General features: G+C 70.3%; 28 protein-coding genes and 1 riboswitch. Of the genes, 13 read left to right on the plus strand and 15 right to left on the minus strand.

Features of this window, described 5'->3' with window-relative positions:
• Positions 1 to 115: 115 nt before the first annotated feature.
• From BJY18_RS24820 to BJY18_RS24830, 3 genes are all read right to left on the minus strand, one after another.
• Complete coding sequence (locus BJY18_RS24820; RefSeq protein ID WP_184782347.1) at positions 116 to 991, minus strand: lysozyme; 876 nt, start codon at positions 989 to 991, stop codon at positions 116 to 118.
• A gap of 173 nt (positions 992 to 1,164) precedes the next feature.
• A complete protein-coding gene (locus BJY18_RS24825; protein ID WP_376774730.1) occupies positions 1,165 to 1,977 on the minus strand; it encodes a lysozyme in 813 nt (270 codons plus the stop codon).
• Positions 1,978 to 2,115: 138 nt separating this feature from the next.
• On the minus strand, positions 2,116 to 2,769 hold the full coding sequence (locus BJY18_RS24830; RefSeq protein ID WP_184782349.1) for a type VII secretion system-associated protein: 654 nt from the start codon (positions 2,767 to 2,769) through the stop codon (positions 2,116 to 2,118).
• Positions 2,770 to 2,828: 59 nt separating this feature from the next.
• Here BJY18_RS24830 and BJY18_RS24835 point away from each other — a divergent pair, with 59 nt between their 5' ends.
• The 4 genes from BJY18_RS24835 (at position 2,829) to BJY18_RS24850 (ending at position 5,552) form a co-directional block, all read left to right on the plus strand.
• Positions 2,829 to 3,209, plus strand: coding sequence for a sterol carrier family protein (locus BJY18_RS24835; protein ID WP_184782350.1), 381 nt, complete (start codon positions 2,829 to 2,831; stop codon positions 3,207 to 3,209).
• Between the two features lie 177 nt (positions 3,210 to 3,386).
• Positions 3,387 to 4,265 carry a helix-turn-helix domain-containing protein gene (locus tag BJY18_RS24840; protein WP_184782352.1) on the plus strand — a complete coding sequence of 293 codons (879 nt, stop codon included), beginning with the start codon at positions 3,387 to 3,389 and terminating at the stop codon, positions 4,263 to 4,265.
• 626 nt (positions 4,266 to 4,891) lie between these two features.
• Positions 4,892 to 5,131, plus strand: coding sequence for a DUF397 domain-containing protein (locus BJY18_RS24845; protein ID WP_184782354.1), 240 nt, complete (start codon positions 4,892 to 4,894; stop codon positions 5,129 to 5,131).
• Positions 5,118 to 5,552: a hypothetical protein gene (locus BJY18_RS24850; protein WP_184782356.1), complete on the plus strand. Its 435-nt coding sequence runs from the start codon at positions 5,118 to 5,120 to the stop codon at positions 5,550 to 5,552. Before BJY18_RS24845 ends, BJY18_RS24850 begins: the two co-directional genes overlap by 14 nt.
• Before the next feature lie 227 nt (positions 5,553 to 5,779).
• On the opposite strand, the gene BJY18_RS24855 is transcribed toward BJY18_RS24850, so the two are convergent.
• Positions 5,780 to 6,379, minus strand: coding sequence for a TetR/AcrR family transcriptional regulator (locus tag BJY18_RS24855; protein ID WP_184782358.1), 600 nt, complete (start codon positions 6,377 to 6,379; stop codon positions 5,780 to 5,782).
• 219 nt (positions 6,380 to 6,598) lie between these two features.
• Here BJY18_RS24855 and purF point away from each other — a divergent pair, with 219 nt between their 5' ends.
• From purF to BJY18_RS24875, 4 genes are all read left to right on the plus strand, one after another.
• On the plus strand, positions 6,599 to 8,170 hold the full coding sequence (gene purF, locus BJY18_RS24860) for an amidophosphoribosyltransferase (protein WP_184782360.1): 1,572 nt from the start codon (positions 6,599 to 6,601) through the stop codon (positions 8,168 to 8,170).
• Between the two features lie 25 nt (positions 8,171 to 8,195).
• Entirely contained in the window at positions 8,196 to 9,266 is a 1,071-nt protein-coding gene (purM, locus tag BJY18_RS24865; RefSeq protein ID WP_184782362.1) for a phosphoribosylformylglycinamidine cyclo-ligase, read from the plus strand.
• Positions 9,267 to 9,299: 33 nt separating this feature from the next.
• Positions 9,300 to 9,728 carry an alternative ribosome rescue aminoacyl-tRNA hydrolase ArfB gene (gene arfB, locus BJY18_RS24870; protein ID WP_184782364.1) on the plus strand — a complete coding sequence of 143 codons (429 nt, stop codon included), beginning with the start codon at positions 9,300 to 9,302 and terminating at the stop codon, positions 9,726 to 9,728.
• Positions 9,729 to 9,799: 71 nt separating this feature from the next.
• The gene (locus tag BJY18_RS24875) at positions 9,800 to 10,387 is read left to right on the plus strand and encodes an acyl-CoA-like ligand-binding transcription factor (protein WP_312873949.1); all 588 of its coding nucleotides are present in this window, start codon (positions 9,800 to 9,802) and stop codon (positions 10,385 to 10,387) included.
• A 15-nt stretch (positions 10,388 to 10,402) separates the two neighbouring features.
• On the opposite strand, the gene BJY18_RS24880 is transcribed toward BJY18_RS24875, so the two are convergent.
• From BJY18_RS24880 to BJY18_RS24910, 6 genes are all read right to left on the minus strand, one after another.
• A complete protein-coding gene (locus BJY18_RS24880) occupies positions 10,403 to 11,635 on the minus strand; it encodes a twin-arginine translocation signal domain-containing protein (RefSeq protein WP_184782366.1) in 1,233 nt (410 codons plus the stop codon).
• Positions 11,636 to 11,681: 46 nt separating this feature from the next.
• Positions 11,682 to 12,704 carry an esterase/lipase family protein gene (locus BJY18_RS24885; RefSeq protein ID WP_184782368.1) on the minus strand — a complete coding sequence of 341 codons (1,023 nt, stop codon included), beginning with the start codon at positions 12,702 to 12,704 and terminating at the stop codon, positions 11,682 to 11,684.
• Between the two features lie 28 nt (positions 12,705 to 12,732).
• Positions 12,733 to 13,368, minus strand: a complete 636-nt coding sequence (locus BJY18_RS24890; RefSeq protein ID WP_184782370.1) for a QsdR family transcriptional regulator — start codon at positions 13,366 to 13,368, stop codon at positions 12,733 to 12,735.
• Between the two features lie 55 nt (positions 13,369 to 13,423).
• Positions 13,424 to 14,164, minus strand: a complete 741-nt coding sequence (locus BJY18_RS24895; protein WP_184782372.1) for a GNAT family N-acetyltransferase — start codon at positions 14,162 to 14,164, stop codon at positions 13,424 to 13,426.
• A gap of 574 nt (positions 14,165 to 14,738) precedes the next feature.
• Entirely contained in the window at positions 14,739 to 15,395 is a 657-nt protein-coding gene (locus BJY18_RS24905; RefSeq protein ID WP_184782373.1) for a VanZ family protein, read from the minus strand.
• Between the two features lie 201 nt (positions 15,396 to 15,596).
• Positions 15,597 to 16,490: a Gfo/Idh/MocA family protein gene (locus BJY18_RS24910; RefSeq protein ID WP_184782375.1), complete on the minus strand. Its 894-nt coding sequence runs from the start codon at positions 16,488 to 16,490 to the stop codon at positions 15,597 to 15,599.
• A gap of 33 nt (positions 16,491 to 16,523) precedes the next feature.
• Positions 16,524 to 16,663: riboswitch (cobalamin riboswitch) on the plus strand.
• A gap of 17 nt (positions 16,664 to 16,680) precedes the next feature.
• On the opposite strand from BJY18_RS24910, the gene BJY18_RS24915 reads away from it, so the two are divergent.
• Genes BJY18_RS24915 through BJY18_RS24930 form a run of 4 tightly spaced genes read left to right on the plus strand, consistent with a single transcriptional unit; the run spans position 16,681 to position 20,786 of the window.
• On the plus strand, positions 16,681 to 17,337 hold the full coding sequence (locus BJY18_RS24915; protein ID WP_184782377.1) for a hypothetical protein: 657 nt from the start codon (positions 16,681 to 16,683) through the stop codon (positions 17,335 to 17,337).
• Positions 17,324 to 18,403: a CbiQ family ECF transporter T component gene (locus tag BJY18_RS24920; protein WP_184782379.1), complete on the plus strand. Its 1,080-nt coding sequence runs from the start codon at positions 17,324 to 17,326 to the stop codon at positions 18,401 to 18,403. The genes BJY18_RS24915 and BJY18_RS24920 overlap by 14 nt, the downstream gene beginning before the upstream one ends.
• Positions 18,400 to 19,998 (plus strand): ABC transporter ATP-binding protein, encoded by a 1,599-nt coding sequence (locus BJY18_RS24925; protein ID WP_184782381.1) that lies wholly within the window; start codon positions 18,400 to 18,402, stop codon positions 19,996 to 19,998. Before BJY18_RS24920 ends, BJY18_RS24925 begins: the two co-directional genes overlap by 4 nt.
• The gene (locus tag BJY18_RS24930; RefSeq protein WP_184782383.1) at positions 19,995 to 20,786 is read left to right on the plus strand and encodes an ECF transporter S component; all 792 of its coding nucleotides are present in this window, start codon (positions 19,995 to 19,997) and stop codon (positions 20,784 to 20,786) included. Before BJY18_RS24925 ends, BJY18_RS24930 begins: the two co-directional genes overlap by 4 nt.
• On the opposite strand, the gene BJY18_RS24935 is transcribed toward BJY18_RS24930, so the two are convergent.
• Both BJY18_RS24935 and BJY18_RS24940 read right to left on the minus strand, forming a co-directional pair.
• On the minus strand, positions 20,777 to 21,637 hold the full coding sequence (locus tag BJY18_RS24935) for a 3-hydroxybutyryl-CoA dehydrogenase (RefSeq protein ID WP_184782385.1): 861 nt from the start codon (positions 21,635 to 21,637) through the stop codon (positions 20,777 to 20,779). The genes BJY18_RS24930 and BJY18_RS24935 overlap by 10 nt on opposite strands.
• Before the next feature lie 123 nt (positions 21,638 to 21,760).
• Entirely contained in the window at positions 21,761 to 21,943 is a 183-nt protein-coding gene (locus BJY18_RS24940) for a DUF3073 domain-containing protein (protein ID WP_184782387.1), read from the minus strand.
• Positions 21,944 to 22,150: 207 nt separating this feature from the next.
• Here BJY18_RS24940 and BJY18_RS24945 point away from each other — a divergent pair, with 207 nt between their 5' ends.
• A complete protein-coding gene (locus tag BJY18_RS24945; RefSeq protein WP_184782389.1) occupies positions 22,151 to 23,050 on the plus strand; it encodes a DUF8083 family protein in 900 nt (299 codons plus the stop codon).
• Here the strand turns inward: BJY18_RS24945 and BJY18_RS24950 are convergent.
• From BJY18_RS24950 to ygfZ, 3 genes are read right to left on the minus strand one after another with little or no spacing between them, the layout of a single operon-like run.
• Positions 23,031 to 23,972 (minus strand): asparaginase, encoded by a 942-nt coding sequence (locus BJY18_RS24950; RefSeq protein WP_184782390.1) that lies wholly within the window; start codon positions 23,970 to 23,972, stop codon positions 23,031 to 23,033. The genes BJY18_RS24945 and BJY18_RS24950 overlap by 20 nt on opposite strands.
• The gene (locus BJY18_RS24955; protein ID WP_184782391.1) at positions 23,969 to 24,535 is read right to left on the minus strand and encodes an RsiG family protein; all 567 of its coding nucleotides are present in this window, start codon (positions 24,533 to 24,535) and stop codon (positions 23,969 to 23,971) included. The genes BJY18_RS24950 and BJY18_RS24955 overlap by 4 nt, the downstream gene beginning before the upstream one ends.
• A gap of 43 nt (positions 24,536 to 24,578) precedes the next feature.
• Positions 24,579 to 25,700, minus strand: a complete 1,122-nt coding sequence (ygfZ, locus tag BJY18_RS24960; protein WP_184782392.1) for a CAF17-like 4Fe-4S cluster assembly/insertion protein YgfZ — start codon at positions 25,698 to 25,700, stop codon at positions 24,579 to 24,581.
• Between the last annotated feature and the right edge of the window lie 8 nt (positions 25,701 to 25,708).

Raw genomic sequence — 25,708 nt, forward strand, 5'->3', positions numbered from 1 at the left:
CGGTTCCGTCCGCCCAGGGGTCGCATTCTTCCAAGGCGGGCAGCCCGCGCACACAGGCGGCTCCCGGCCGCCGCACCCGGCAGGGGCGCGGCGACCGGGAGCCTCGGCGAGCGGATCAGCCGTTCGCGAGTGCCTGCAGCCGGTCGAAGGCACCGTTGAAGGTGTCCTGGTCCAGCGGGCTCGAGGTGTACTGCCACACGGTGTAGACGCCCCAGTTGAACGGCAGCGTGCCCACCGAAGAGGCGTAGCGCGCCACCCACAGCGGTGCGGTGCTGGAGAAGTCCGCGCTCACGCACTGGTTCCACCAGCTCGTCGACGTGTAGATCACCGGCCAGCGGCCGGTCTTGGCGTGGTAGGTGTCGTGGAAGTCCTTGATCCACGCGGTCATCGCCGCTTTGCTGAGCCCGTAGCAGGTCGCGCCGTAGGGGTTGTACTCCATGTCCAGTGCGCCGGGCAGCGTCTTGCCGTCCTTCGACCAGCCACCGCCGTGCGCGACGAAGTAGTTCGCCTGCGCCGCGCCACTGGCGGTGTTCGGGGTGGCGAAGTGGTAGGCGCCCCGGATGAAGCCCTGGTTGTAGGAGCCGTTGTACTGCTGCGCGAAGTACGGGTTGGTGTAGTTCGTGCTTTCGGTCGCCTTGGTCCAGACGAATCGCTTGCCCTGGTTCCACCAGTTCGCCCAGTCGACGTTGCCCTGGTAGCTGGCGACGTCCATGCCGGCCACGGTGGCCAGCTCCTGGTTCGGCGCGGCGGTCCCGGGTTGCGGCTGCTGTGCGGCAGCACGCGTTGCCGGGGTGGACTGGTCACCCTCGACGCGCCGGATCTGCGAACCCATGGCGTGGTTGTGCGCCTGGATGTCGGCGTTGATCGCGGCCACGTCGGCCGTCTCGGGTGTGGCCGAGGCCTGGGTCGAGGCACCGAGCAGGAGTGCCACGGCCGGAACGGCCAGGATGGAGAACAGCGTGCTGCGCCGTCCTCTTCGGGGAGTGGACATGGTCGAATCCCTTCACAGATACCCTCGCTGAGGGCGGCTATGTGCAGGTAGCCGCCCGGGTGAGATTCTTGGCCACGAATCGGCGTTTGTCACCAAGTTCCGTGAAAATGAATGGGCAAGTGGGTGAATTTCCTCGGCTGCCGCTCAGCAATTCGTGACCTGACCACAAATGTTCACCCGATTGCCAGATTGTGTAACGAAGCTGTGCTTCCGTTGAGCCAGTTCTGGTCTCCCGGCAGTGTGCCGGAGTTCGCGAACTGCCAGATCGTCTGCTGTCCCCAGCCCGCGGGTAGTTCGCCGACCTGGCTGTTGTAGCGCGCGAGCCACAACGGGTTCGCGCCGAACGCGGCGCTGTTGCCGGTACAGCGTTTCCACCAGCTCGTGGACGTGTAGATGGTCGGCGGCCGGCCGGTGCGTGCGCGGTACGTGTCGGAGAACGCCTTGATCCACGCGACCATGCCTGCCGCGTCCTTGCCGTAACACGTTTCGCCGTAGGGGTTGTATTCCGCGTCGAGTGCGCCGGGCAGCGTCTTGCCGTCCTTCGACCAGCCACCACCGTGCGCGAGGAAGTAGTTCGCCTGCGCGGCGCCGTCGGACACGTCCGGGCGCGCGAAGTGGTACGAACCACGGATGAGCCCGGCGCCGTAGGAGCCGTCGTACTGCTGCGCGAACTGCGGGCTGATGAACCCGGTGCCCTCGGTTGCCTTGACGTAGACGAACTTCGCGCCCGCGCGCGCCGCGGCCACCCAGTCCACCGCGCCCTGGTGTCCACTCACGTCGTGGCCGAGCAGCTGCGCGTTCGCGCTGTACTCGACCGGGCTGCCCGCCACGCCCTCGTGCTTCGCGATCTGCGAACCGGCGTAGTTCCCTTCCGCGCCGGCGTAGCTCGGGGCCGCGGACGCCGCGGGAGAAAGGCAGAGCGACACACAGGTGAAACCGGCGGCCAGCGCCGCGCTCCAGCGCAGCAGCGGATGACGAGACTTCACGCTGGACTCCCAACCGGACGCGTGTACTCCTGCGATCGTCACCCTGCCCGCCTGCCGCGATTCCAGCGAATCGGTGATCACTCACGCGGGTGAAATGCCCAGGTCAGAAGGTTGTGGAAAATCCGGTGGGTGACCCGCTCAGCGACGCTCGTCGGCGAGTGCGCGCAGCAAGTGCTCGGCCGGCACCACCGCGGTGATCGCCTCGTGCGGGTTGATCGCCACCGGATGCCCGGCGAGCAGACCGACGATGTCGCGGCCCAGTACGGCGCGCGCATGCGGCCACGCGCGCGGCACCAACGCCTTGCTCGTGTAGGCGGGCACGAGGACCCGGCCGTCGGTGTTGTGGAAGCCGATCACCGTGCGCTGCACCGGGGACAGCGCGTAGACGAACAGCGTGGAGTCCAAAATGGCCCGTGGCAGGTCCTCGGCCGGACGGTGTTCCGCGCGCACGAGCTGCAGCAGCCGTTCGAGATCGGAGCGCGGTTCGGGGAATCCGAGTGCCTTGGGTGAGGGCCGGTAACGGTCGTTGGGGTGGAAGTCCTCGACGACGTCGCCCGCGGCGTTGACCGGATAGGCGCCGACCACGGCCCACGACGGCACCGGGCCGCGGGCGTCGAACGCCTCGTCGATGACGTACAGCCAGCTGTTCGGGTTGGTGCGGGCGTTGTCCCGCATCTCGGCGGTGATCTCAGGTTTGCCCTGCGGTCCGCGGCGTGGATACGCGTTCCGCCGCGCGCGCCGCCCTGCCGGGCCCCGGGAAACCATCCGATCTGCCTCGTCCCGCTGCGCCATCGCCGTCCCTCGGTGCCGGGTGCCTGAAAGTCCGTCCGCCGTCACTCTACTGTTGAGGGATGGCCTCTTCGCGTTCGGTCGATCCCGCTCAGTTACGGGCGGCGGTACTGGCGGTTTCGGGCTGGTTGCGAGGTGAGGGGCCGGATCCGGCTCGCGGTGAGCTGGCCGCCGCGGTGCGGCTGAGCCTGCGGGTGCTCGCCCAGGACGCGCCAGGACACAGCGTCGAGGTGCGGGTACCGCCGTTCGCCGCAGTGCAGTGCGTCGAAGGGCCCAGGCACACCCGCGGCACGCCGCCGAACGTCGTCGAAACGGATCCGCGCACCTGGCTGGAACTGGCCACCGGTCTGCTGAGCTGGGCCGACGCGCTCGGCACCGCGCGGGTTTCGGCCTCGGGCAGCCGCGCTGACCTGGACCATTGGCTGCCGGTGCTGCGGCTGTAGTTTCGGTCAGTCAATTGCCCGAACCGGTGTTCAACGAGCGCGGTACTCCGTAGAATCCTCGGGGCCGGTCCCCGGCGCGGTCTGTGCCGTGCCGCGCCGGTGGACACTTCGCGTGTATTTTGGGTGGTCGGACTTCGGTCGCCCAGACCGACGAGCGGCGTAGGAAAGGGCCCGGTCATGAACGCGGTGAACGCGTCCGGCGGCGAGCAGAGCCTCGGCCCGACAGCGCGCCGGATGATCCTCGGATCGCAGCTGCGCAAGCTGCGCGAGGAGGCCGGGATCACCCGGCAGCAGGCCGGGTACAACATCCGCGGCTCGGAGTCGAAGATCTCGCGGCTGGAGCTCGGCCGTGTCGGCTTCAAGGAACGTGACGTCGCCGATCTGCTCACCATGTACGGCGTCGGCGAGGAGCAGGAGCGCCAGGCGTTCCTCGACATGGTCAAGCAGTCCAACGAGGCCGGCTGGTGGCGCAAGTTCGGTGAGACGGTGCCGACCTGGTTCACCGACCTGGTCGGCCTGGAGGAAGCCGCGTCCCGGATCCAGATCTGGGAGCCGCTGTTCGTGTCCGGCCTGCTGCAGATCGAACCGTACGCGCGGGCGATCTTCAGCCACGGCCGCCCGGAGATGGCCGACGAACGCGTGGACCAGCTGGTGGCCCTGCGCATGCGGCGGCAGAAGATGCTGGCCCGCCCCGACGCGCCGCGGATCTGGGCAGTGCTCGACGAATCGGTGCTCTACCGTCCGATCGGCGGGCCGAAGGTGTTCAAGCAGCAGCTCGAATACCTGCTGGAAGTGACGACGCTGCCGCACGTTTCGGTGCAGATCCTGCCGTACGTCCGAAGTGGCCTGTCCGCGGAACACGCGTTCGCCCTGCTGCGCTTCGCCGAAACGGAACTCCCGAACATCGTGTACGTGGAGTACCTGACCGGCGCCCACTACGTCGACAAGCGTGACGAGATCGAGAAGTACAGCCGAGCCCTGGACCTGCTGGCCGTGGACGCCGAGACCCCGGAACGCAGCCGCTCCCGCATCGCCAAACGCCGCCAGGAGATCTGACCGGGCCGGTCGTTCGGGGGACGTACCGCGCTGGAAGCGAAACGGACCTCGTCCCCGCCCCGCCACGCACCCTCCGCGTGCAAGAGTCCCTCTACGACCGGTTCTTGCCGGGCATGGCGGTCGAGGTTGTCCCTCTACGACCGGTTCCTGCCGGGCAAGGCGGCCGAAGTTGTCCATTGAGGACTGTCCCAGGGCCGGGTCGTCCCCGCGCGGAGTGCCACCCACGGTCCGGCCATGGACGAGCCCCGCATTGCTCGTGCATCCCTTGGCAGGCAGATGTGCATCCCTTGGCAGGCGGACGTCAGGTCGTGCGCTGGCGCGTCGAGCCTCGGCTACGGGGCCCGGGGTTGAGGCGCCCGCCCCCGTTGCGGGTCCTCGGCGATTCGGGATCGCGCTGTGGTTGCCGTCGACACGGTGGCTACTTTTCGTGACAATTCACCCCTTCAGGTAGTGCTCCACTCACCTGAGCGGGGACTTTCTACTGAGGTCGTTCGTCACGCTGTGAGAAATTTGCAGAAACTTCTGCACGTGCATTTACCACTGCATGCGCGCGTGCTAGCGTCCCGGTCACAGGCAGATGCACATGCAGATTCCTGAGCTTCTCTTCGTCTCGGAAGGTGGGCACCATGGCTGAGCGGTTCGAGAACGGTATTCCGGCTGACCGGCTGACCGGCGTCCCGTGGCGCAAAGCGAGTTACAGCGGCGCCGTGGGCAACTGTGTCGAGGTGGCGCCGCTGACCTCGGGTGAGATCGCGATGCGGAATTCGCGTTTCCCGCAGGGGCCCGCGCTCGTCTACACGCGTGCGGAGATGGCCGCTTTCCTCGCCGGCGCGAAGGACGGCGAATTCGACGATGTCCTCGGCTGATTTCGCCGGAGCCGGGTACGACGTCGAGCGCGGGCTGCACGAGCTGATCGCCCGTGGTTACCAGTTCGTGCATCCGACGGACGAACGCGGCGAAGTGCAAGCCGTGGTCGGAGTGCGGGTGCACGACGAGGTCATCGACGTCGTCCGGCTCAACGCGGAGGACGACGTGGAGGCCACTCGCCTCCCGGTCGGCGAGCAGAACATCTTCGCTCCCGAAGCATGGCTGTGGCGTTCGCAGGGTGAAGCCCCGCGAGTGCTCGCCGAAGTTCTCGCCCTCCCCGACGATTCCGTGCCGGATGGCCGGCTCGCGGCCGCCGGCGACAACACCCCTGCCCGCAAGCTCGCCGTCGCCCATAGCGCAGCGCAGGGCTGCTGGGTGCCGGGCCGCGGCGGCCGATCGAAATGGCTCGCCGCACGCTGATCTCGGCCGCGTACCACGGAAGGCCAACGCGAGCACGTCGTCGCGAGTGGCCCGCTCGCGCCACTGTTCGTCATCGCGAGTGGCCCACGCCCGCCACTGCACGACGTGGCAAAGCAGTGGCCCGCTCGCGCCACTGCTCGACGTGGCAAAGCCGGATCCGATGACGTTGCGGTAGTCAACACCGTCGAACGGCCGACCGCCTCGTGAAGTCCCGTTGCGCGCCGGGTTCAGTCGCCGGAAGGGTCCGGGAGGAGTTGGGCCGCGAGGGATCGCGCCGTGGCGGTGAGCGCGGCCGCGTCCAATCCGGTCCGGCCCATGAAGACGATCCCTTGCTGCGCAGCCAAAAGGGCTCGCGCCAGTGCGATCGGATCCGCTTCGGCCGGCAGGTCGCCCTCGCGCTGGGCGCGGGCGACGCACTCACCGATCAGCGCGGTGGACGTCTCGTAGGTGCGGCGCGCGTGAGCGAGGACGTCCGGATCGGCGTTACCGAGTTCGCAGGTGCTGTTGGCCATCAGGCAGCCACGCCGCGGGCCGGCGCCGTCCGCATCGGCGATCGGCATCTCGAGGAGCATGCGTAGTGCGTCCATCGCCCGTGGCGTCTCGGTCAGGGTTTTCCGAAGATGCCCGTTGACGCCGTCGGTGTAGCTGTGCAGCGCCCGCAGGAAAAGCTGATGCTTGTCGCCGAACGCCGCATAGAGGCTGCCCTTGCCCAGTCCGCTGACCCGCATCAGGTCTTCCAGCGACGTCGCGGCGTACCCGGCGTTCCAGAACTGTTCCCGGACGGCGTTCAGCACCTGCTCCTCGTCGAACGCTCGCGGACGTGCCATGCGCACAGGATACAAATTCTTGACCGTTCGGTCCAACATGCTGGTGATCGACAGCGCGGTCGCGATCGTAGCCAGCCGGTGAACACCCGCTCCAAATCAAGAGCGCCGATCTCGAAGTGTGCTGCCGGAGTGGCCAGAACCACGTCACACCCCGGTCGTGCGGACCTCACAGCGCTTACACTTGGGTTGGCCTGACCGCGTCCTCCTGGGAGCACCTCGGTGGTTTCCGACCTTCCCGCCAGTCCTGAGCAGCCCAGTCTCCACCAGACCCGTCTCGACCAGACCGGCCCGGACGAGCCTGAACCGGAGCCCCGCGAGGAGTGCGGCGTCTTCGGCGTCTGGGCTCCCGGGGAAGAAGTCGCCAAGCTGAGCTACTACGGCCTCTACGCCCTCCAGCACCGGGGCCAGGAGGCGGCGGGCATCTCCGTCTCCGACGGCTCGCAGATCGTCGTCTTCAAGGACCTCGGGCTGGTCAGCCAGGTCTTCGACGAACAGGTCCTGCAGTCCCTGCAGGGCCACATCGCGGTCGGGCACTGCCGGTACTCCACCACCGGCTCCACGATCTGGGAGAACGCCCAGCCGATCTTCCGCACCACCGCCACCGGTAGCGGGCTTTCCTTCGCGCACAACGGAAACCTCGTCAACACCGCCGAGCTGCGCGAACGCACCACTGCGGCAGGGCTCAAGCCGCACGCCGGGCTCACCGGGTCCTCCAGCGACTCCGACCTGGTCTGCGGGCTGCTCGCCGCGAACGCGGCGGACAAGGGCATCCAGGCCGCCGCGATGGAGCTGCTGCCGACCCTCAAGGGCGCGTTCTGCCTCGTCTTCTCCGACGAGAACACGCTGTACGCCGCGCGTGATCCGCACGGGGTGCATCCGCTCGTGCTCGGCAGGCTCGAGCGCGGCTGGGTCGTCGCCAGCGAGACCGCCGCGCTGGACATCTGCGGGGCGTCGTTCGTGCGCGAGGTCGAGCCGGGTGAGCTGATCGCCATCGACGCCGAGGGTTTGCGCTCCTCGCGGTTCGCCGGTCCCGACCCCAAGGGCTGCGTTTTCGAGTACGTCTACCTCGCCCGGCCGGACACCTCCATCGCTGGTCGCAGCGTGCACGCCACGCGCGTGGACATCGGCCGCAGGCTGGCCGGCGAGCACCCGGTCGAGGCCGACCTCGTGATGCCCGTTCCGGAGTCCGGCACGCCCGCCGCGATCGGCTACGCGCAGGGTTCCGGCATCCCGTACGGCACCGGCCTGGTCAAGAACGCCTACGTCGGGCGCACCTTCATCCAGCCGTCGCAGACCATCCGGCAGCTGGGCATCCGGCTCAAGCTGAACCCGCTGCGTGACGTGATCCGCGGCAAACGCCTCGTCGTGGTCGACGATTCGATCGTGCGCGGCAACACCCAGCGTGCGCTGGTCCGGATGCTGCGCGAGGCCGGCGCGCTGGAGGTGCACGTGCGCATCGCCTCGCCGCCGGTGCGGTGGCCGTGCTTCTACGGCATCGACTTCGCTTCGCGGGCCGAACTGGTGGCCAACGGGGTCGACCTGGACGGGATCCGCCGTTCGATCGGGGCCGATTCGCTCGGCTACATCTCGCTCGAGGGCCTGGTCGCCGCCTCCGAGCAGCCGCGGTCCCGGCTGTGCACGGCGTGCTTCTCCGGCGAGTACCCGATCGAGCTTCCCGAGGACGCGCTCATCGGCAAGCACCTGCTGGAAAGCATGGACGCGGCCGGTGGCGCGGCGACTCCGGTCAGTGCGGCCGGGTACGGTGCCGAGGACGCCATCCGGCGTCCGTAGCCGGCCAGATAGGGAGTCCGTCGCCGTGAGCGAGTCCACGAGCGCCACGTACGCAGCCGCGGGGGTCAGTATCGACGCCGGTGATGAGGCTGTCGAGCTGCTCAAGCCGCACGCCGAGCGGGCAAGCAGGCCGGAAGTGCGCGGCGGGGTGGGCGGTTTCGCCGGGCTCTTCTCGCTCAAACTGGACAAGTGGAAAGAGCCGGTCCTGGCCTCGTCCACCGACGGGGTGGGCACCAAGATCGCGGTCGCGCAGGCGTTGGACAAGCACGACACGGTCGGCATCGACCTGGTCGCGATGGTGGTCGACGACCTCATCGTCACCGGCGCGGAGCCGCTGTTCCTGCAGGACTACATCGCCGTCGGCAAAGTGGTGCCGGAGAAGATCGCGGCGCTCGTCGGCGGTATCGCCGAGGGGTGCGTGCAGGCCGGCTGCGCGTTGCTCGGCGGCGAGACGGCCGAGCACCCGGGCCTGATGGGTGAGCACGACTACGACCTGTCGGCCACCGGCGTCGGCGCGGTGGAGGCGTCCGCGCTGCTCACGCCGGAGAACGTGCGGCCGGGCGATGTCGTGCTGGCGCTGGGCTCGTCCGGGCTGCACTCCAACGGCTATTCGCTGGCCCGGCACGTGCTGCTGGACATCGCGCGGATGCCGCTGGACGGGCACGTCGAGGAGTTCGGCCGCACGCTCGGCGAGGAGCTGCTCGAACCCACGAAGATCTATGCGAAGGACTGCCTGGCGCTGATCGCGGAGACCGAGGTGCGTACGTTCGCGCACATCACCGGCGGTGGCCTCGAGGCCAATCTCGCCCGGGTGATGCCGCGGGGCCTGCAGGCCCGTCTCGAACGCGGTACCTGGACGCCGGCGCCGGTGTTCGCGCTGATCGGCCAGCGCGGCAAGGTCGATCGTGCCGAGCTGGAGAAGACGTTCAACATGGGCGTCGGCATGGTCGCGATCGTGGCGGCCGAGGACGTGGACCGCGCGCTGGCCGTGCTCACCGCCCGGCACGTGCCTGCCTGGGTGCTCGGTGACGTGCAGCCGGCCGAGGACCCGGACGGCCCGCGTGCCGTGCTGTCCGGAGACCACCCGCGGTTCTGAAACGCGGTTGCCGTGCCTGCGACACTGGAGGGCGTGGCTGAGGACGTACCAGTCGGCTCCCGGTTCGTGATCCCGGATGCCGAGCTGAGGGAGCGCTTCTCCCGGTCGTCCGGGCCGGGTGGGCAGGGCGTGAACACCACGGACTCGCGGGTCGAGCTGTCGTTCGACGTCGCGCGGTCCGTGGTCATCCCGCCTGCGCTGAAGGACCGGATCCTCAGCCGCCTCGGCGCTCGCCTCGTCGACGGCGTGCTGACCATCGCGGCGAGCGAGTACCGCTCGCAGCTGATGAACCGCGACGCGGCGCGCGAACGGCTCGTGGACCAGCTGCTGAAGGCCGCCGCCCCGCCGCCGCCGAAGCGCAGGCCCACCAAGCCTTCGAAGGGATCGAAGGAACGTCGGCTGGCGGCGAAGAAGCGGCGCAGCGAGGTCAAGCGCGGCCGCGGCGGTCGGCACGACGATTGACGCGTAGCCGGTGAGATGCAGCGCCAAACGCGAGACACAGTATCCGGTTCGGTGTGCCGTACGATCTGCCTGTGAAAACGGCAGGCGGCGCGCGGATGCGCGCGCGGGCGGCGATGCGGGCGGAGCTCACCGCGGTCGTCGTGACGCTGGCGCTCGAACACGGTTACGAGCAGACGACCGTCGACGACATCTGCGCTGCCGCCGAGATTTCTCGTTCCACGTTCTTCCGCTATTTCCCGACGAAGGAAGACGCCGTGCTGAGCGGGCTGGCCGACGCCGGCGAACGGCTGCGTGAAGCGCTGGTGGCGCGTCCGGACGAGGAACCGGCGTGGACCGCGTTGCGGCACGCTCTCGGATCCCTCATCGACCAGTACGACGGGCACGAGGAGAAGACCCGTCGGCTGACCCGGTTGATCGTGACCACGCCGGCGCTGGCGGCCAAGCACCGCGAGAAGAACGCGCGGTGGCGTGAGCTGCTCCGTCCGGAAATCGCCCGCCGTCTGCGCATCGACTCCGCGGACGTCGCCGACCCGCGGCCCGACGCGGTCGTCGCGGCGGCGCTCGGTTGCGTGGAGGCCACGCTGGCCGCGTGGACCGCGGCCGAGAATCCGCGGCCGCTGCCCGAAATTCTCGAACGCGCCATGTCCGTGGTCCGCTGACCACGGCGGCTCGCGTCAGCGCGTCTGGAGTTGCCGGAACTGCCCGGCCCATGCGGTGGTGCGTCCGGGAAGGCCGTCCTGGCCCGCGCGGACCACGAACGGGCAGAACACGCTGTTGAACAGCCAGGGCATCGAATCCGGGCCGAAGCCGGTGACCATGGCGGTGTCCTGGGTGACGCCGTAGGTGGCCACCGCGAGCCGGGACGTCTCGCGGAACCGGTCCACCTGATCGCGCAGGAACTCGCGGTGGTTATCGAACCACGGGGACAGCGCGAGGAAATCGTCCCACTTCTGCTGGGGGAACGGGCTCTCGATGGCGTCCCGCACGACCTGCCACACCTTTTTCGAGCGGGACACGCGGTAACGGTCGGCGAACCGCGGGTCGACCGGATCCTTCAGATGCTGTTTCCACAGCAGTACCAAGGAGAACTCGGTGGCCAGGAACTTCTGGTCAGTACGCAGCCGGGGCAGCACGTAGTCGAGGAACCGCCGGTCGTCCCCCGGTGCCTGAAGATGCGGATGAATGTCCACACCGGACAGCGCGGGGGTGTCACGGGTGAAGTCCAGCCACCGCTCGGTGGCCGGGGTGCGCCAGTCCGGCCGGTCGAGCCGGTTGAGCGCGCCAAGGTACAGCTGGGTCGTGCAGTCCGCGCCGCAGTTCCGTTGGCGGTAGGCGATCACGTGCTGCGCAAGGGTTTCGTAGCACACGTTCAGCCGCTGGACGCGGTCCTGGGGGCGGCATTCGATGAACGGCTCGTTCCCGATCACCAGGATGTCCACCTTGCCCAGCACTTCGGGAAGCACGGCGTCCAGCCGTCGCAGCGCGGTCGTCATGGCCGGACTTCCGGGCGTGGGCAGGGGTTCGCCGGCATAAGGGAACTTCAGCGACAGCACGGTGCCGTAGCCCTTCGCCGCCGCCGTGGTCAGCATCCGGATCACCGGGTGCTCCGGCACCGCACCCCGGTCGGCCTGCGGCATCGGGAAGAACCCGCGCAGCCAGGTCGCGGAGATGTTCTCCAGTTCCGCGAAGGTGACCCGGCCGGGATCGCCGTTGAAGTTCGCGCCGAGAACGCCGTCCGGTGGGGGCGCGGTGATCGGCTGGGGAACGGGGTCGTCGCCGCAGCCGGACAGGGCGAGTCCGGCAGCGGCGACGCCCGCCAGCCCCAGTGCCGAGCGCCGCGAAACCGGGTGGCCGCGCGAATCCGGGAACTTCCGCATCGGCACCTCCTCGGCTTCCCTGGACGTCACGGCCGGACCGTACTCCACCGGGCTCGCCGATCCCGGACGGCGCGGGTCAGCCGGCGTGGACGTAGGGCTGCAGCGGGGGTTCCGCGGCGACCCGGGGATGCAGCGCGAGCTGCTTGGCGATGACCGCCGTGGTGTCCGCGAGGTCGGTGGCGAAGGTGACCGGATCGACCCCGGGCATCAGCAAGTGGCCGCAGGTCGAGGCCGGGACTCGCGCGGGTGACGCCGGGCCGTCATGGGTGACCGCGTCCATCGCCAACGCGTACGCGACGGGATCGTAGGTGCCGACCGCGATGTGCTCGCTGGCCAGGTCGGTCGGGCAGACGCTCTGGATCGACACGTTGGTGATGCTGCCGCCGCCTCCGTGCAGGCTGGTGGTGCCGTTGTCGTCCAGGTTGGGCTGCACGAATTCGTCCACAATGGAATAGATATTGGTGTAGGAGATCCCGGGGAAGGTTTCCTGACCGGAGTTCATCGCCTGGATGTACTGGGAGTTCACGGTTTGCTGCCACAGCGAAGGACTGCACCCGGCCACCGGAGGGCACAGCGCGTTGATGAGCGGGCTGCCGTGGTTGGTTCCGGCGAAGGTCACGTAGTCGGCGACCATGGGACGCACATCCGGCCAGAAACGCAGCGCGAAACGGGGCTCGGTGCCACCCTGGCTGTGCCCGAGGACCGCGATCTTGCGCCCACTGATCTCGTGCACATGGCGAATGGCGTACACGACGTATTCGGCCGAGATCTGCGCATCGCCCATCGCGTTGTCCGGCTCGGTGACCGAACAGTAGGGTTTACCGAGTTTGTCCAGTGCCTTGAACCAGTTCCAGGAATACTCGTCCGGCGTCAACGTCGTGCCGGGGACGAACAGCAGGACCTCCTGGTCGGCGTTCGTGGCGTTCGCGGTGCAGTGCACGGCCGCGGCCAGCTCCGCTTCCGGTACCTGCAGCGCGGGACCCGGCCGGTCGACCGGGGCGAACCCGCCGGTCTCGGCGCCTGCCGGTGCGGACAGTGCCAGGGTGAGGCCCAGACACGCCAGGAGCACCCCGGCGGTTTTCGCGATCGTCGACTTCATTGTCCACCTTTTCGCTTGTCGTTGCGCACTATGGTTTTTCGACGCCGAGCAAGGTGCCGATGGTGATCGAGGCCTTGCTTGCGTCGGGCGTGGCCCCGGTGATCAGGTCGGAGTAGAGGAACGATTCCGCGATCCGTGTGATCACGTAAGCGAAATCGCGCACCGGCAGCGGGAACGTCAGGTCCGGTTCCGAGCACAGCAGTTCTTCGATGATGTCGAGGACCCGCTGCTGGTGCAGCCCGTCGCTCGTGGTGAGCAGTCGCAGCGCGCGCGCTGGTTCGCGACGGAGATAGGCGCGGAAGAACTCCGCGCCGGCGATGTCCTCGATCCAGCGGGCCAGCACCTCGGCCACCCGCGCGGAACCGGTGCCGGACGCCGCGTCGAGCGCGCGACGCCAGGCCGGTTCCGCGAACGACCAGATGACCTCCGTGATCAGCTGGTCCCGGTTGCCGAGCCAGCGGAACAAGGTCGCTCGGTCGACGTCGAGCGCCTTCGAGATCGCGCCCATGTCGATCTGCTCGCCGGCGAGGAATGCCCGCCGTGCCAGCTTGAACGCCTCCAGCGGACCGGCTTTCAACTCGACCGCGCCGTGCAGATGCCGCGACAGCTTGGTCTCGCTCGCTCGGACGGTCGGCCGCGGTGCCGGGCCGGATGATCGCGCCATGATGCAATAAAAACACGATCGATGCACTGGTGCAACGTTTGACTAAATATTGCACTCACTGGGGTAGCGACAGGTGCACGCATTCGCCGGCCGTCCGGTATCCCACCCGGCGGTAGACCGTGCTGATCCGCTGGTCACGCGGGGTGAGGAAGGCGGTGTCGGCGCCCCGGTCGTGCGAGATCCGGGTGAGGAGTGCGGAGATCGCCGCCGCGATCCCGCGCCCGCGGTACGGCCCGGCCACCGCGATCCCGGCCACCTCGGTCGTGCCGGAGACGATCTCCAGCGCCATGCCCCCGCCGGCGATCTCGCCGGTCGCGATGTCCTCGGCGAGCACGTGGAGGTGCTTGCGGACGGTCTCCACCTCGGCGTCCGAGACGTCCGGTCCCGCGCCGTAGGCCACGCTCTGCACTGACCGGAGCTTCCGCCGGTCGGCGTCGCATCCTGGTTCACGCAGCCGGAAGCCGTCCGGGGCCGGGCGGTCGACGAAATCGGCCGAGGTACAGGTCATCAGCGGGATCCGGCATTCCAGCCGGTATCCCGCCGCGGTCAGCGCCGCTTCCAGCGCGGGAGCCGCCTCGGTGAAGAACTCCAGCCTGGGCAGAAGATCCCGGCCGCGGTAAGCGGCGGTCAACGCCGCGATCTCACCCGGAGACGGTGCGGCGTCGTCGTCCGGGATCGCGTAGTTGAGCATCCGATGGGAGGTGTCGCGGGAGAAAGTCGCGAGGAACGGTCCGATTCGTTCGGTGTCACGACCGCGCGGCGCGGTCGCGCGAACATACGCCTGAATGGCTGACATGCGGGGAAAACCCTTTCGAAGGAAGGAATGCGTACCTATGCGGGCAAGAGCGGGCCCACGCGCCTACGTGCGGGAGCCGACGCGGCCAGCGGACGACTCCGCGCACGCACCGAAGTGCGCGCACGGCACCGAAGTGCGCACGGCACCACGTCGAGCGGCGGCTGTGTCGAGCGGTGGCTGTGTCGAGTGGAGAGCACATCGAGCAGCGACCGCGTCGGGTGGCGGCCGTGTCGAGCGGCGGTCGCAACCAAGCAACGACGTGTCCAGTGGCGACCACATCGAGCGGCGGCCGCAACCAAGCAACGACGTGTCCAGTGGCGACCACATCGAGCGGCGGTCGCAATCAAGCAACGACGTGTCCAGTGGCGACCACATCGAGCGGCGGCCGCGATCAAGCAACTGGCCGCGTCGAACTCGCCGCGGCCGGTCGCGCGGGACACTGCCGCGTGCCGGAGTGCGTCAGGCCTGGCCTCGGTGGGCGCGGGCCGTGGCGGCAAACATAGGCGTTCCTTCGTCGAACGGGTGGCGTGTAACCGGTAGTGCGTTCAGTCTGCCCCCACGCGCAACCGGTTTGTCACCGTCGTTCCGGGTGGCTGAGGCGGACGTAGCGGGTGCCGGGCTCGGCCGGGGTGGCGTCGTGCAGCCGGAGTGGCGCCACGCAGATGGTCCGCCGCGTTTGCTGCGGGATCGGCGGCACGGGCAGGTCGAAACGCCGCCAGCCGGGGCGGGTCAGCGCTGCGCCGAGGGTCGCACCCAGCGTGTTGAGCAGAACGTCGTCGGTCGAGGTGACGCGTCCGTTGTGGAGCACGAACTGGGCCGCCTCCACCAGGAGCGACGCGATCAGCGCGACCAGCGCGATCCGGCCGGCCGAGCGCAGCCGCGGGGCCCGCAGCGGGACCAGCGCACCCAGGGGGCCGAGCAGGAACAGGTTCCCGATCACCTGCCAGAGTGAACCGTCGTCGGAGAATGCTTCGGTGAGGTCTGTGCCGGGTACCAGGTGGACTGCGCTGCCACCGGCGGCACCGACCGGCATCGTCACCAGCAGCAGGATCAGCCCGGCCAGGGTCACGATCAGCAGGTCGACGCCCGCGGTGGCGGACGCGTGGGCGACACTCACGCCGCTTCTTCGCCGCCTCCGGACGACGAGCAGTGGCCAGCAGAGCGCCGCGTACGGCAGCGCGATCGCTGTGGCCGGAATGATCCCCCAGAAAGCGCGCAGCAGGGCTCCCATGCGCTTCCCTTCTCGAACCCCTCACCGAACCGCTCTTCTCCCCATCCCCAAGATCACCATCGCATCAAGGGATCCGCGCGGCACTTCCAGTCACGCGCACTATGAGGTGAACTTTTCCGGTGGCGGGAAACGGAGTTACGTGCTGGGGCAGTCCATAGTGGAGTGGGAAATCCTTGTTTCACAAGGGAAAACGCGAGGTTTTCAGCCGGCCAGCGCACGAGCTTGATCGATGATGCGCGCCAGGTGCACCCCGCGGTGCACGTCACACGGGTGCGTGGTGGTCCCGCTCGCGACCATCGCGGCGAAGTCATCCAGCAGTGCGGTGTACGCCTCGGCAGCGGTACCCGATCGGCTCAATGTCCGGTAGCCCTGCTCGCCGTACACCGCGACCTCGGCGACGGTGGGCTGCACCGGCAGTCGCAGGGTGAGCGTCGCGGTGCTCGTCGCGCCCCCTTCGTGGGCGAGCAGCACCTGCCACAGGTCGTTCTCGCCGCGGTGGGCCGCGAGGACGCCGGTGATCGGCCCGAGCGCGGCGTCGAGCAGGTCGAAGGCGTGAGGTCCGATGTCCGCGAGCGCGCCGCCTGCCGGGTCCTGCCGCCACGCCGACGTCGCGTACCGGCCGCCGAGCAGCGCGCCGGACAGCCACCGCGCGCCACCGCCGCGCCAGCCACCCGCCTGAGTGACGCCGTCGAGCCACTCGCGGGTCTGCTGGGAGAAACGCAGCGTGAGCATCACGAGCGAGGCGACGCCGGCCTCGGTCACCGCGGCCGCCAGCCGCTGCGCACCGGCCAGGTCGGCGGCGATCGGCTTCTCGAGGATCAGGTGCTTGCCCGCCGCCGCGGCGCGCGGCGCGATCTCCGCCTGCACCGCGGGCGGCACCGCGAACGCGAGTGCGTCGACCTGCTCGAACAGCTCGTCGAGATCGGTGGTGGGCACGGCGTCGTGGACCTGCGCGAGCGACTGTGCCGCCTCCGGTCGCCGGCTCCACACCGCGCTGAGCACGGTGCCCGGATGCTCGGCCAGCCCGGGAGCGTGCACCGTGCTCGCCCACGGTCCGGTGCCGACGAGGCCCACGCGCAGCTGTCCGAATCCCACGTCCGGAAGTGTAGGTGTGGCCGTCGTCGCTTCCGGCGGGTGCCTGCGGTGGGTTAACGTCAACGGGTTCTACGCCACGAACGGGGGAAGCCGGTGGAAATCCGGCGCTGACCCGCAACCGTGAGCGGCCCGCCGTGGGCCGTGAGCCGGATCGCCCGTCGTGGTCCGATCGATGCGAGGTTCATCAGCCATGGGGTTCACACACGCGCGCCACTGGGGGCGATTCCTCGCCGGGTGCGCACTCCTCGTCACCACCGGCTTTGGCGGGGCCAGTCCCGCCGCCGCCACCGTGCCCGGCAAGGGCACCCCGGGATACTGCCCGGACGGCAACGGGGTCACCGTCGTCGTCGACTTCCAGGGCCTGGGCGGTGACCCGCTCATCCGCTGTGCGCCCGGACCGCAGGAGAACGGGGTCACCGCACTGCAGAACGCCGGGCTTGAGCTGGCCGGTGCGGGTAAGTACGGCCTGGCGCTGATCTGCCGGATCGAGGGCAAGCCCGCCGACCAGGCGTGCACCGACCTGCCGCCGGAGAGTGCCAGCTGGAGCTTCTGGACCGCCACGAACGGTGGTAAATGGGCGTCGAGCCAGGTCGGCGTCCAGAGCTGGAAGCCGCCCGCCGGGAGCTTCGAGGGCTGGTCTTTCGCGATCGGCAAGTCCTACACCGACTACCCGCCGCCGCGGACCGCGCCGGTGCGCAAGGCGAACGCCCCCGCGCCGGCCGCGGAGCAGTCGTCCACTTCGGACAGCGGTTTCCCGTGGGGGCTGGTCGTGGGCATCGTGGTGGTCGTGCTGATCGTCGCGGCCGGGGTGGGCACCGCGATCCGGCGCCGGCGTGGTGCGGGCTGAGGCGCGAGCGCTGCATCCCGGCGCGTGGTGGGTGTGGGCGCTCGCGCTCGCGGTCGTCGCGAGCCGGACCACGAACCCGCTCCTGCTCGCTCTGGTGATCGCGGTGGCCGGGTTCGTGGTGGTGGCCCGGCGCGGTGATGCGCCCTGGGCGCTGGCGTTCCGGATGTACGCGATCGTCGCCGGGGTCATCCTCGTGTCCCGGATCCTGTTCCGGATCCTGATCGGCGGCGAGGACGGCGGGCACGTGCTGTTCACGCTGCCCTCGATCCCGCTGCCCGCAGCGGCTGCCGGGATCGAACTGCTCGGTCCCACCTCCGCCGAGGAACTTCTCGGTGGCTTCTACGACGGTCTCCGGCTGGCCACGATCGTGCTCTGCGTCGGTGCCGCGAACGCGCTGGCGAACCCGAAGCGCCTGCTGAAGGCCGTGCCGGGCGCGCTGTACGAGGTGGGCACGGCGGTCACGGTCGCGCTGTCGGTGGCACCGCAGCTGGTGGAGAGCGTCCATCGGGTACGGCGAGCGCGCCGGCTTCGAGCCGGCCGGACCCGCGGCCTGCGTTTCGTGAAGGGGATCTTCGTGCCGGTACTCGCCGACGCCATGGACCGGTCGCTGCAGCTGGCGGCGGCCATGGACTCGCGCGGTTACGGCCGCCGCGGCTACCTCGGCCGGCGGGTTCGCGTGGTGATCGCGGTCTGCGTGCTCGCCGGGCTCGTCGGGGTCGCGGTGGGCGTGTACGGCGTGCTGGACGGCTCGGCGTCGTGGCTCGGAGTGCCGATGCTGGTGGGGGGCCTGGTCGTGGCCGGCGCCGGGTTCGTGCTCGGCGGCCGGCGGGTGCGCCGCACGACGTATCGGCCCGACCCGTGGCGACTGCCGGAGACGCTGGTCGCGCTGTGCGGGGTGGCGGGCTGCGTGCTCGTGCTGGTGGCCGATCCCGCCACGCTGGCCACTTCGGCGTCCCCGCCGGCCTGGCCCGAGCTGCCGCTGCTGCCTGCGCTGGCGATCCTGGTCTGCGTGCTGCCCGCCTGGCTGGCCCCGCGCCCGGCGCTCGTCGCGGAGGTGGTCCGGTGATCGAGTTCTCGCATGTCGGCGTCCGGTACGAGGGCGCCGCCCGCCCGGTGCTCACCGACGTGAACCTGGACATCGAAGAGGGCGAACTGTGCCTGGTCGCCGGGCGCACCGGGGTCGGCAAGTCGACTTTGCTCGGCGCGATGAACGGACTCGTCCCGCACTTCACCGGTGGCCGGCTCACCGGACGGGTGCGGGTGGCCGGATTCGACACCGCCGAGCATCCGCCGCGTGAGCTGGCCGAGGTCGTCGGCGTCGTCGGACAGGATCCGCTGGCCGGGTTCGTCACCGACACCGTCGAGGAGGAACTGGCCTACGCCATGGAACAGCTGGCCGTGGCACCCGACGTGATGCGCAAGCGGGTCGAGGAAACCCTCGACCTGCTGGGCATCGCGGAGCTGCGTGACCGTCCACTGCGGACACTGTCCGGCGGGCAGCAGCAACGGGTGGCGATCGGTTCGGTGCTCACGGCGCATCCGAGCGTGCTGGTGCTCGACGAGCCGACGTCGGCTCTCGACCCGACCGCCGCCGAGGAGGTGCTGGCCGCGATCACCCGGCTCGTGCACGACCTGGGCACCACGGTGGTGGTCGCCGAGCACCGGATGGAACGCGTGGCCCAGTACGCCGATCGCCTCCTGTACCTGCCCGGCGACGGCACAGTCGTGTCCGGGCCGCCCGCGGAGGTGTTCGCGCACACCGACGTCGCGCCGCCGATCGTGGAGCTGGGGCGGCTGGCGGGCTGGACGCCGTTGCCGCTGTCGGTCCGCGACGCGCGCCGGAAAGCCCGTCCGCTGCGGGAACAGCTGGCCGGGCGGGTGCCCGACCGCCCGTCCGAGCGCGACGGCGAGCCGGTGCTCACGGCGCGCGAGGTCCGGGTGCGCTACGGCGGGGTGCACGCGGTGCGCGGTGTCGACCTGCGGCTCCGCCGGGGCGAAGTGGTCGCGTTGATGGGCCGCAACGGTTCGGGCAAGTCGTCGCTGCTGTGGGCGTTGCAAGGCAGCGGGATCCGGTCCGGCGGCACGGTCGACGTGCTCGGCTCGGATCCGAAGGCGCTGCGTGCGCGCGCCGCGCGGACGCGGGTCGGGCTGGTCCCGCAGAGCCCAGCCGACCTGCTGTACCTCGACTCCGTCGCGGCCGAATGCCGGCAAGCCGACCTCGAGTCCGACGCGGCCGACGGCACCGCCCGCAAGCTGCTCGACCGGCTCGTGCCGGGGATCGACGACGCGGCGAATCCGCGTGACCTCTCCGAAGGTCAGCGGCTCGCGCTGGTGCTGGCCGTACAGCTGGCCGCGGCGCCTCCCGTGCTGCTGCTCGACGAGCCGACGCGCGGCCTCGACTACCCGGCGAAACGGCAGTTCACCGCGGTGCTGGCGTCGCTGGCCGCTGCGGGGCACGCCGTCCTGCTGGCAACGCACGACGTCGAGTTCGTCGCGGCCGCCGCGGACCGCGTCGTGGTGCTCGCCGAGGGCGAGGTGGTGGCCGACGGGCCGACCGCCGACGTGGTGGTCTCCTCACCGGCGTTCGCGCCGCAGGTGGCGAAGGTCCTGGCACCGGAACCGTGGCTCACCGTGGACGAGGTCGCGAAGGAACTGCCGTGACGGACTTTCTCGGCCCCGCCGTCCGCCTCCGCCGTCGCAGCGCGCTGGTGCTCACGGTCGCGGTCGTCGCCGGGCTCGCGATGTTCTGCTGGCCGCTGCTGGCCCGCGGCGGGGTGGGCACGTCGGCGCACACCACCGACGCGCCGTTCGTCTTCCTGATCACGCTGCCGGTGCTGATCCTCATCGTGCTCGCCGAACTGTCCAGCGGCGGGCTCGACGCGAAGGCGCTCGCGCTGCTCGGGGTGCTGTCCGCGGTGAACGCCGCACTGCGGCCGCTCGGCGCCGGTACCGGCGGGATCGAGCTGGTGTTCTTCCTGCTGGTACTGGCCGGACGGGTCTTCGGCCCGGGTTTCGGCTTCGTGCTCGGATCGACTTCGCTGTTCGCCTCCGCACTGCTCACCGGAGGCGTCGGACCGTGGCTGCCGTTCCAGATGCTGGCCTCGTCGCTGGTCGGGCTGGGTGCCGGGCTGTTGCCCCGCCGGGTGCGTGGCCGGTGGGAGATCGCGCTGCTCGCGGTCTACGGCGTGCTGGCCGCGTACTTCTACGGGCTGGCGATGAGCCTGTTCACCTGGCCGTTCCTGGCCGGCTCGACCGCACTGGACTTCGTGGCGGGCGCCCCGCTCGGCGAGAACCTGCACCGGTTCCTGGTGTTCACCGTGCTCACGTCCACGCTCGGCTGGGACACCGGACGCGCGCTGACGAACCTCGTCGCGATCCTGCTGCTCGGGCCCGCCGTCCTGACCGTCCTGCGCAGGGCGTCCCGGCGCGCGGCGTTCGGTCAGCTGTAGGAATAGAAGCCGCGGCCGGTCTTCTTGCCGAGCAGACCGGCGTCGACCATGCGCAGCAGCAGCGGCGGCGACGAGTACAGCGGCTCCTTGAACTCGGCGTACATTGAGTCCGCGATGGCCTTGATGGTGTCCAGGCCGATCAGGTCGGACAGCCGCAGCGGACCCATCGGATGCGCGGTGCCCAGCTCCATCCCGCGGTCGATGTCCTCGGCCGAGGCGAACCCCGACTCGATCATCCGGATCGCCGAGAGCAGATACGGCACCAGCAGCGAATTCACGATGAAGCCCGCCCGGTCCTGCGAGCGGATCACCGTCTTGCCGAGCGCGTTCGTGGCGTGTTCCTCGGCGCGGCGCGCGGTGTCCTCGCCGGTCAGCAGCGACGGGACCAGCTCGACCAAGGGCAGCACCGGCACCGGGTTGAAGAAGTGGATGCCGACCACCTGCTGCGGACGGCCGGTGGCCATGCCCAGCTTCATGATCGGGATCGAGGAGGTGTTGGAGGCGAACAGCGCGTCCGGCCGCTCGACGATCTCGTCCAGCGCGCGGAACACCTCGACCTTGGCCTGTTCCTGTTCGACGACCGCCTCGACGACGAGGTCCCGGTCGGCGAACTCGGCCAGCTCGGTCGTGAAGCGCAGCCTGCCGAGTGCGGCGTCGGCGTCCTCGGTGGACAGTTTGCCGCTTTTCACCCCGCGCTGCAGCGACTTCTCGATCCGGGCCTTCCCGGCGTCGAGTGCGGGCTGGTCGACCTCGTTGACCACGACGTCGAGCCCGGCCTTCGCGTGCACCTCGGCGATGCCGGAACCCATCAGCCCGGCTCCGACCACTCCCACCCGGACGACGTCGGTCACCGGCACACTCCTTCGTCCGTCGCGGAAACACCGCGACTCCGGGGAAAAATCGGGCAGCACACGAAGCGCGAGGGTGTCACCGGGCCGTGGCCCGATCCCACCCTCGCGCTGCGTGTGCCTGCGTCAACGGCGGTACTCGTCGTACCCGTCGTCGTACGGGTCCTCGTACCGGTTGTCGTCCTCGTGGTTGTCCGAGGAACTACTCGACAGCTCGCGCTGCAAAGCATCGAAGTCGGTGTCGTGGGAGCTGTACTTGAGCTCGCGCGCCACCTTCGTCTGCTTGGCCTTAGCCCGGCCGCGCCCCATGGCTCGACCCCCTCGCACAGGGGCGGGGCGGCCGGGGGAATCGGCGGCCCCGCATCGTCTCGACAGTTATTTCCTGCTCACACCGTACCGTGTCCGAGGGGTTCGATGCGACGTGGCACGGTGTGCCGGTCGCGACAGTGTCCGCCGGACGCCGGTTACCGGCCGGTCGGTGCCGATCGGCGCTGGTCGGCGTGCCACGATGCTCGGGTGCTCCGACCCTTCGCGGCCTACCTGCGGGTGTACGAACCCCTCGCCGCCCTGGCCGATCCGCCCGGGCAACGGCTGGTCGAGGCCGTTTCCGCGGCCACCCTGCGGCGGGCCGCGATCGGCGGACGCGAACAGTGTCTGTGGCTCAAGTCACAGGCGGCGAGGCCGGTCCGGCTGCTGCCCGCGGAGCTCGCCGACGGCCGGGCGGCACCCAGCCTGGACACCGACGTGCTCGTGCTGGATCCGGCGGAGGTGCCCACCGGGCATCCGGTGGACGGGCCGCTCGTGTGCCCGCTGGAAATGCGCGCACGCTCGGCGGCGGCGCTGTCCACCTTCCTCACCGACGACGAGTCGCCCGCGGTGCGCAGCGTCGTGCTCGAAGCCGGCGGCGTCACCTTCGACCGCGCGCGGGCGCGCACGCGGGCCGCGCTGACCGACCTGTCCACTTCCGCCGCGCACACCCTCACCACCACCTGGACCGTGCCGCTGCCGTGGTTCGCGTTGATCGACCCGAACGAGCGAAAACTCGTCCTCGGTTCCGGTCCGGACGATCCGGCGCGCGAGGCGTCGTGGCGCACCTCGATGTCCGACGCGGTGCGCCGCGCGACCGACGCGAGCGAGCTCGTCGAGGCCGCCTTCGGGGAATCCGGCCCGGGGCAGGTGCTCGCGCAGACCCGGGAGTGGCTGGACAGCTTCGACCCGGGGTCGGTCGTGGAACTGGACTACGGCGGCCTCGTGCAGTTGTTCGCCGACCCGATCCTCGACGCGGACACCACCGCGGAGGAAGTGCACGACATCCTCGACGCGCTGCGCAGTGGCAACGTCGAGGAGCTGGCCGAGCTGTTCTCCGAGCTCCGCGAGTTCTGGGGCGACCTCGCGGCTAGGGAGCACGCCAACTGACGCGCAGGTGACCGACCTCGCGGCCACCGCCGAGTACGGCCGGGCGGGCCAGGTCCTCGAGCCCGGACGGGTGGACGCCGAGCTGGGCCAGGATCGCCATGGCCAGCGGCGGGTAGCCGCGTTTGGCGCCGTCGGCGATCTTGATCGCGGCCGCCGTGCCGTCGGCCAGCGCGAACGCCAGCACGCCCTCGGCGCCGGCCTTCGCGAGCAGCCCGGGCACCGCCTCCATCAGCCGGGTGTCCTCCCGGCCGGTGCCCCCGACCAGCCACGGGTGCGCTCGCATCGCGTCCGCCACCCGCCGCTGCGCGGATCCGCTCTCCGCCTGCGTCAACCGGCCGAACGAGCGGGCGAGGCCGGTCAGCGAGAAGGCGAACAGCGGCGCACCACACCCGTCGACGCCGGTCGCCGCGATGGGTTCCCCGGTCAGCTCCTCGACGGTCGCCGCAAGCGTTTGCTGCAGGGGATGGTCCGGGTCCTCGTAGCCGTCCACCGGCCAGCCGGCGGCCACGCAGGTGGCGAGCATCGCGGCGTGCTTGCCCGAGCAGTTCATGGTGATCGGCAGCCGTTCGACGGCGGCGCGTGCGGCGTCCTCGTTCAGCGGGAAGTCGGGCGGGCACGCCAGCGCCGACGGATCGAGCCCGGCGGCGCCGAGCATGGCCGACACGCGTTCGACGTGACCGGTCTCGCCGGAGTGGGAAGCACACGCCAGCGCGAGGTCGGCACCTTCGTGGCCGAGTCCGGCGCGGAGCATCCCGACGCCCTGCAGCGGCTTGTTCGACGACCGGGGGAAGATCGGGCTCACGACGTCGCCTGCCGAGTGCAGCACGGCGCCGTCCGGGCCCGTGACGACGAGCGCGCCACGGTGCACGCTTTCCACGAAGCCGGACCGGACGACCTCGACCAGGATCGGATCGCCGGTCATTCGCCGGTGCGCCCCAGCTCCGAGTCCAGCAGATCGTCCACAGTGGCCGCGCCGCTGTGGTAGCGCGCGGCGATCTCCGCGTTGAGCGTGTCCATCACGCCCTGGACGCGGCGCCGGGCGTCGGAGACGGAAGACTCCTCGGCCGCGTACGTCTCCAGCGCGGCGGCCAGCTTGTCGTCCGGGAGCGCCCCGACGTCGGTGAGGTCGGTGTTGCCGATCAGTGCCTCGGCGTGCCGGCGGTGTTCGCCCGCGCGGGACGGCTCGAGCTGCTGGTGCCTGCCGGAGCCGGCGGCAGGGCCGAGCGCGTTGTCGGCGAGGATCGAGGCGAGCCGGTCGACGATGCTGCTCTCGCCGCCGGAGGACCGGCGCTGCTGTTCGGCACGCACGATGTCGATCCGCGCGTGCAGCAGCCGGCGCAGGTAGGACAGGTCGGTCTCCTCCTGCGCGGCCTCGTCCCGGCGTTCGCGCAGCACCGGCAGGGATAGGTCACCGAGGCCGGTGAGGTATCCCGGGGCGAGGACGCGGTCGATCCGCCGTCGCCCGCCGGGACGAACTTCGATCACGGGCACATCCTGCTCCACATTTCCCGGGGGCGCTACCGTCGCGTCAGCCGCGCAGCCGCTGCGCCGCCTCCCGGCCGGGCGCGGCGTGCTCGCCGGGCACCGAATCCGGGTCGACCACGGCCTGCACGATCCGGTCCTCGTCGCCGGCGAGCAGCTCGGCGGCGGCCGGCACCGAGCGCTTCACCAGCGCGAGCGCGATCGGCCCCAGCTCGTGGTGCTGCACCACGCTGCCGACCCGGCCGACCACGCGCCCGCCGAGCTTGACCGGATCGCCGGTCTCCGGGGTGATCTCGGGTGAGCCGTCGAGATGCAGCAGCGCCAGGTACCGCGGCGGGCGGCCGACGTTGTGCACCTTCGACACCGTCTCCTGCCCGCGGTAGCAGCCCTTGGCCACGTGCGCGGCCGTGCCGATCCAGCCCACCTCGTGCGGGATGGTGCGCTCGTCGGTGTCCACGCCGAGGCGCGGGTGCCGCGACTCCACCCGCAGCGCGTCGAACGTCCACGTGCCGGTCGGGCGTGCGCCCGCGTCGGTGAGTCGTTGCCACCACTCGGCGAGCTCGCCGCGCGGGACGGCCAGGTCCACCGCGTCGCGGGTGGGCCACGGCATCCGCCGCGCGAACCCGCCGCCGGGCAGCGCCGCCACGGAATACGGCGCGGCATCCAGCTCGAAGCCGAGCACCTTGTCCGTGTCCGGGCCGAGCACGCTCAGCAGCGCCAGCTCCCCGGTCGCGTCGCGGATGTCCACCTGGGCCCAGAACTTCATCGCTTCCAGGTACTCGCGCAGGGTTTGCTTGCCGCCCTTGGGCAACGCGCTCGTGGCGACCGCGCCGGGATCGCTGTCCAGATAGACCGTGCCGGCAGTGTGCGCGAGCACGAAGTGGGTGTCGAGGTGGCCCTGGCTGTCGAGCACGAGGCCTTCGGTGCCGGTGTCCTCGGCCAGCTCGGTCACGTGTTGCGAGATGACCAGGTGCAGCCAGGAAAGCCGCTCTTGTCCGCCGACCGCAAGGACTTCCCGGTGCGAACGGTCGATCACGACCACCCCGCGGGCGGCGGTGCGCTGCTCGGCGAAGGGATCTCCCCAGTGCCAGGGCACGCCGGCCTCGGGATGGCCTTCGGGAGGGGCGACCACGCGGGGGGCTTCGAGCAACGGCGAGCGGTACGGCATGCCTTCAG

The sequence above is a fragment of the Amycolatopsis jiangsuensis genome (genome assembly GCF_014204865.1).
GTDB lineage: Bacteria > Actinomycetota > Actinomycetes > Mycobacteriales > Pseudonocardiaceae > Amycolatopsis > Amycolatopsis jiangsuensis.

What these genes read in the sequence shown, in the direction of transcription:
- BJY18_RS24940 (WP_184782387.1), bottom strand. Translation starts at nt 21,943, where the DNA reads ATGGGGCGCGGCCGGGCTAAGGCCAAGCAGACGAAGGTGGCGCGCGAG.
- BJY18_RS24840 (WP_184782352.1), top strand. Translation starts at nt 3,387, where the DNA reads ATGAACGCGGTGAACGCGTCCGGCGGCGAGCAGAGCCTCGGCCCGACA.
- BJY18_RS24855 (WP_184782358.1), bottom strand. Translation starts at nt 6,379, where the DNA reads ATGGCACGTCCGCGAGCGTTCGACGAGGAGCAGGTGCTGAACGCCGTC.
- ygfZ (WP_184782392.1), bottom strand. Translation starts at nt 25,700, where the DNA reads ATGCCGTACCGCTCGCCGTTGCTCGAAGCCCCCCGCGTGGTCGCCCCT.
- BJY18_RS24850 (WP_184782356.1), top strand. Translation starts at nt 5,118, where the DNA reads ATGTCCTCGGCTGATTTCGCCGGAGCCGGGTACGACGTCGAGCGCGGG.
- BJY18_RS24905 (WP_184782373.1), bottom strand. Translation starts at nt 15,395, where the DNA reads ATGGGAGCCCTGCTGCGCGCTTTCTGGGGGATCATTCCGGCCACAGCG.
- BJY18_RS24950 (WP_184782390.1), bottom strand. Translation starts at nt 23,972, where the DNA reads ATGACCGGCGATCCGATCCTGGTCGAGGTCGTCCGGTCCGGCTTCGTG.
- BJY18_RS24835 (WP_184782350.1), top strand. Translation starts at nt 2,829, where the DNA reads ATGGCCTCTTCGCGTTCGGTCGATCCCGCTCAGTTACGGGCGGCGGTA.
- BJY18_RS24820 (WP_184782347.1), bottom strand. Translation starts at nt 991, where the DNA reads ATGTCCACTCCCCGAAGAGGACGGCGCAGCACGCTGTTCTCCATCCTG.
- BJY18_RS24885 (WP_184782368.1), bottom strand. Translation starts at nt 12,704, where the DNA reads ATGAAGTCGACGATCGCGAAAACCGCCGGGGTGCTCCTGGCGTGTCTG.
- BJY18_RS24890 (WP_184782370.1), bottom strand. Translation starts at nt 13,368, where the DNA reads ATGGCGCGATCATCCGGCCCGGCACCGCGGCCGACCGTCCGAGCGAGC.
- BJY18_RS24915 (WP_184782377.1), top strand. Translation starts at nt 16,681, where the DNA reads ATGGGGTTCACACACGCGCGCCACTGGGGGCGATTCCTCGCCGGGTGC.
- BJY18_RS24830 (WP_184782349.1), bottom strand. Translation starts at nt 2,769, where the DNA reads ATGGCGCAGCGGGACGAGGCAGATCGGATGGTTTCCCGGGGCCCGGCA.
- BJY18_RS24845 (WP_184782354.1), top strand. Translation starts at nt 4,892, where the DNA reads ATGGCTGAGCGGTTCGAGAACGGTATTCCGGCTGACCGGCTGACCGGC.
- BJY18_RS24895 (WP_184782372.1), bottom strand. Translation starts at nt 14,164, where the DNA reads ATGTCAGCCATTCAGGCGTATGTTCGCGCGACCGCGCCGCGCGGTCGT.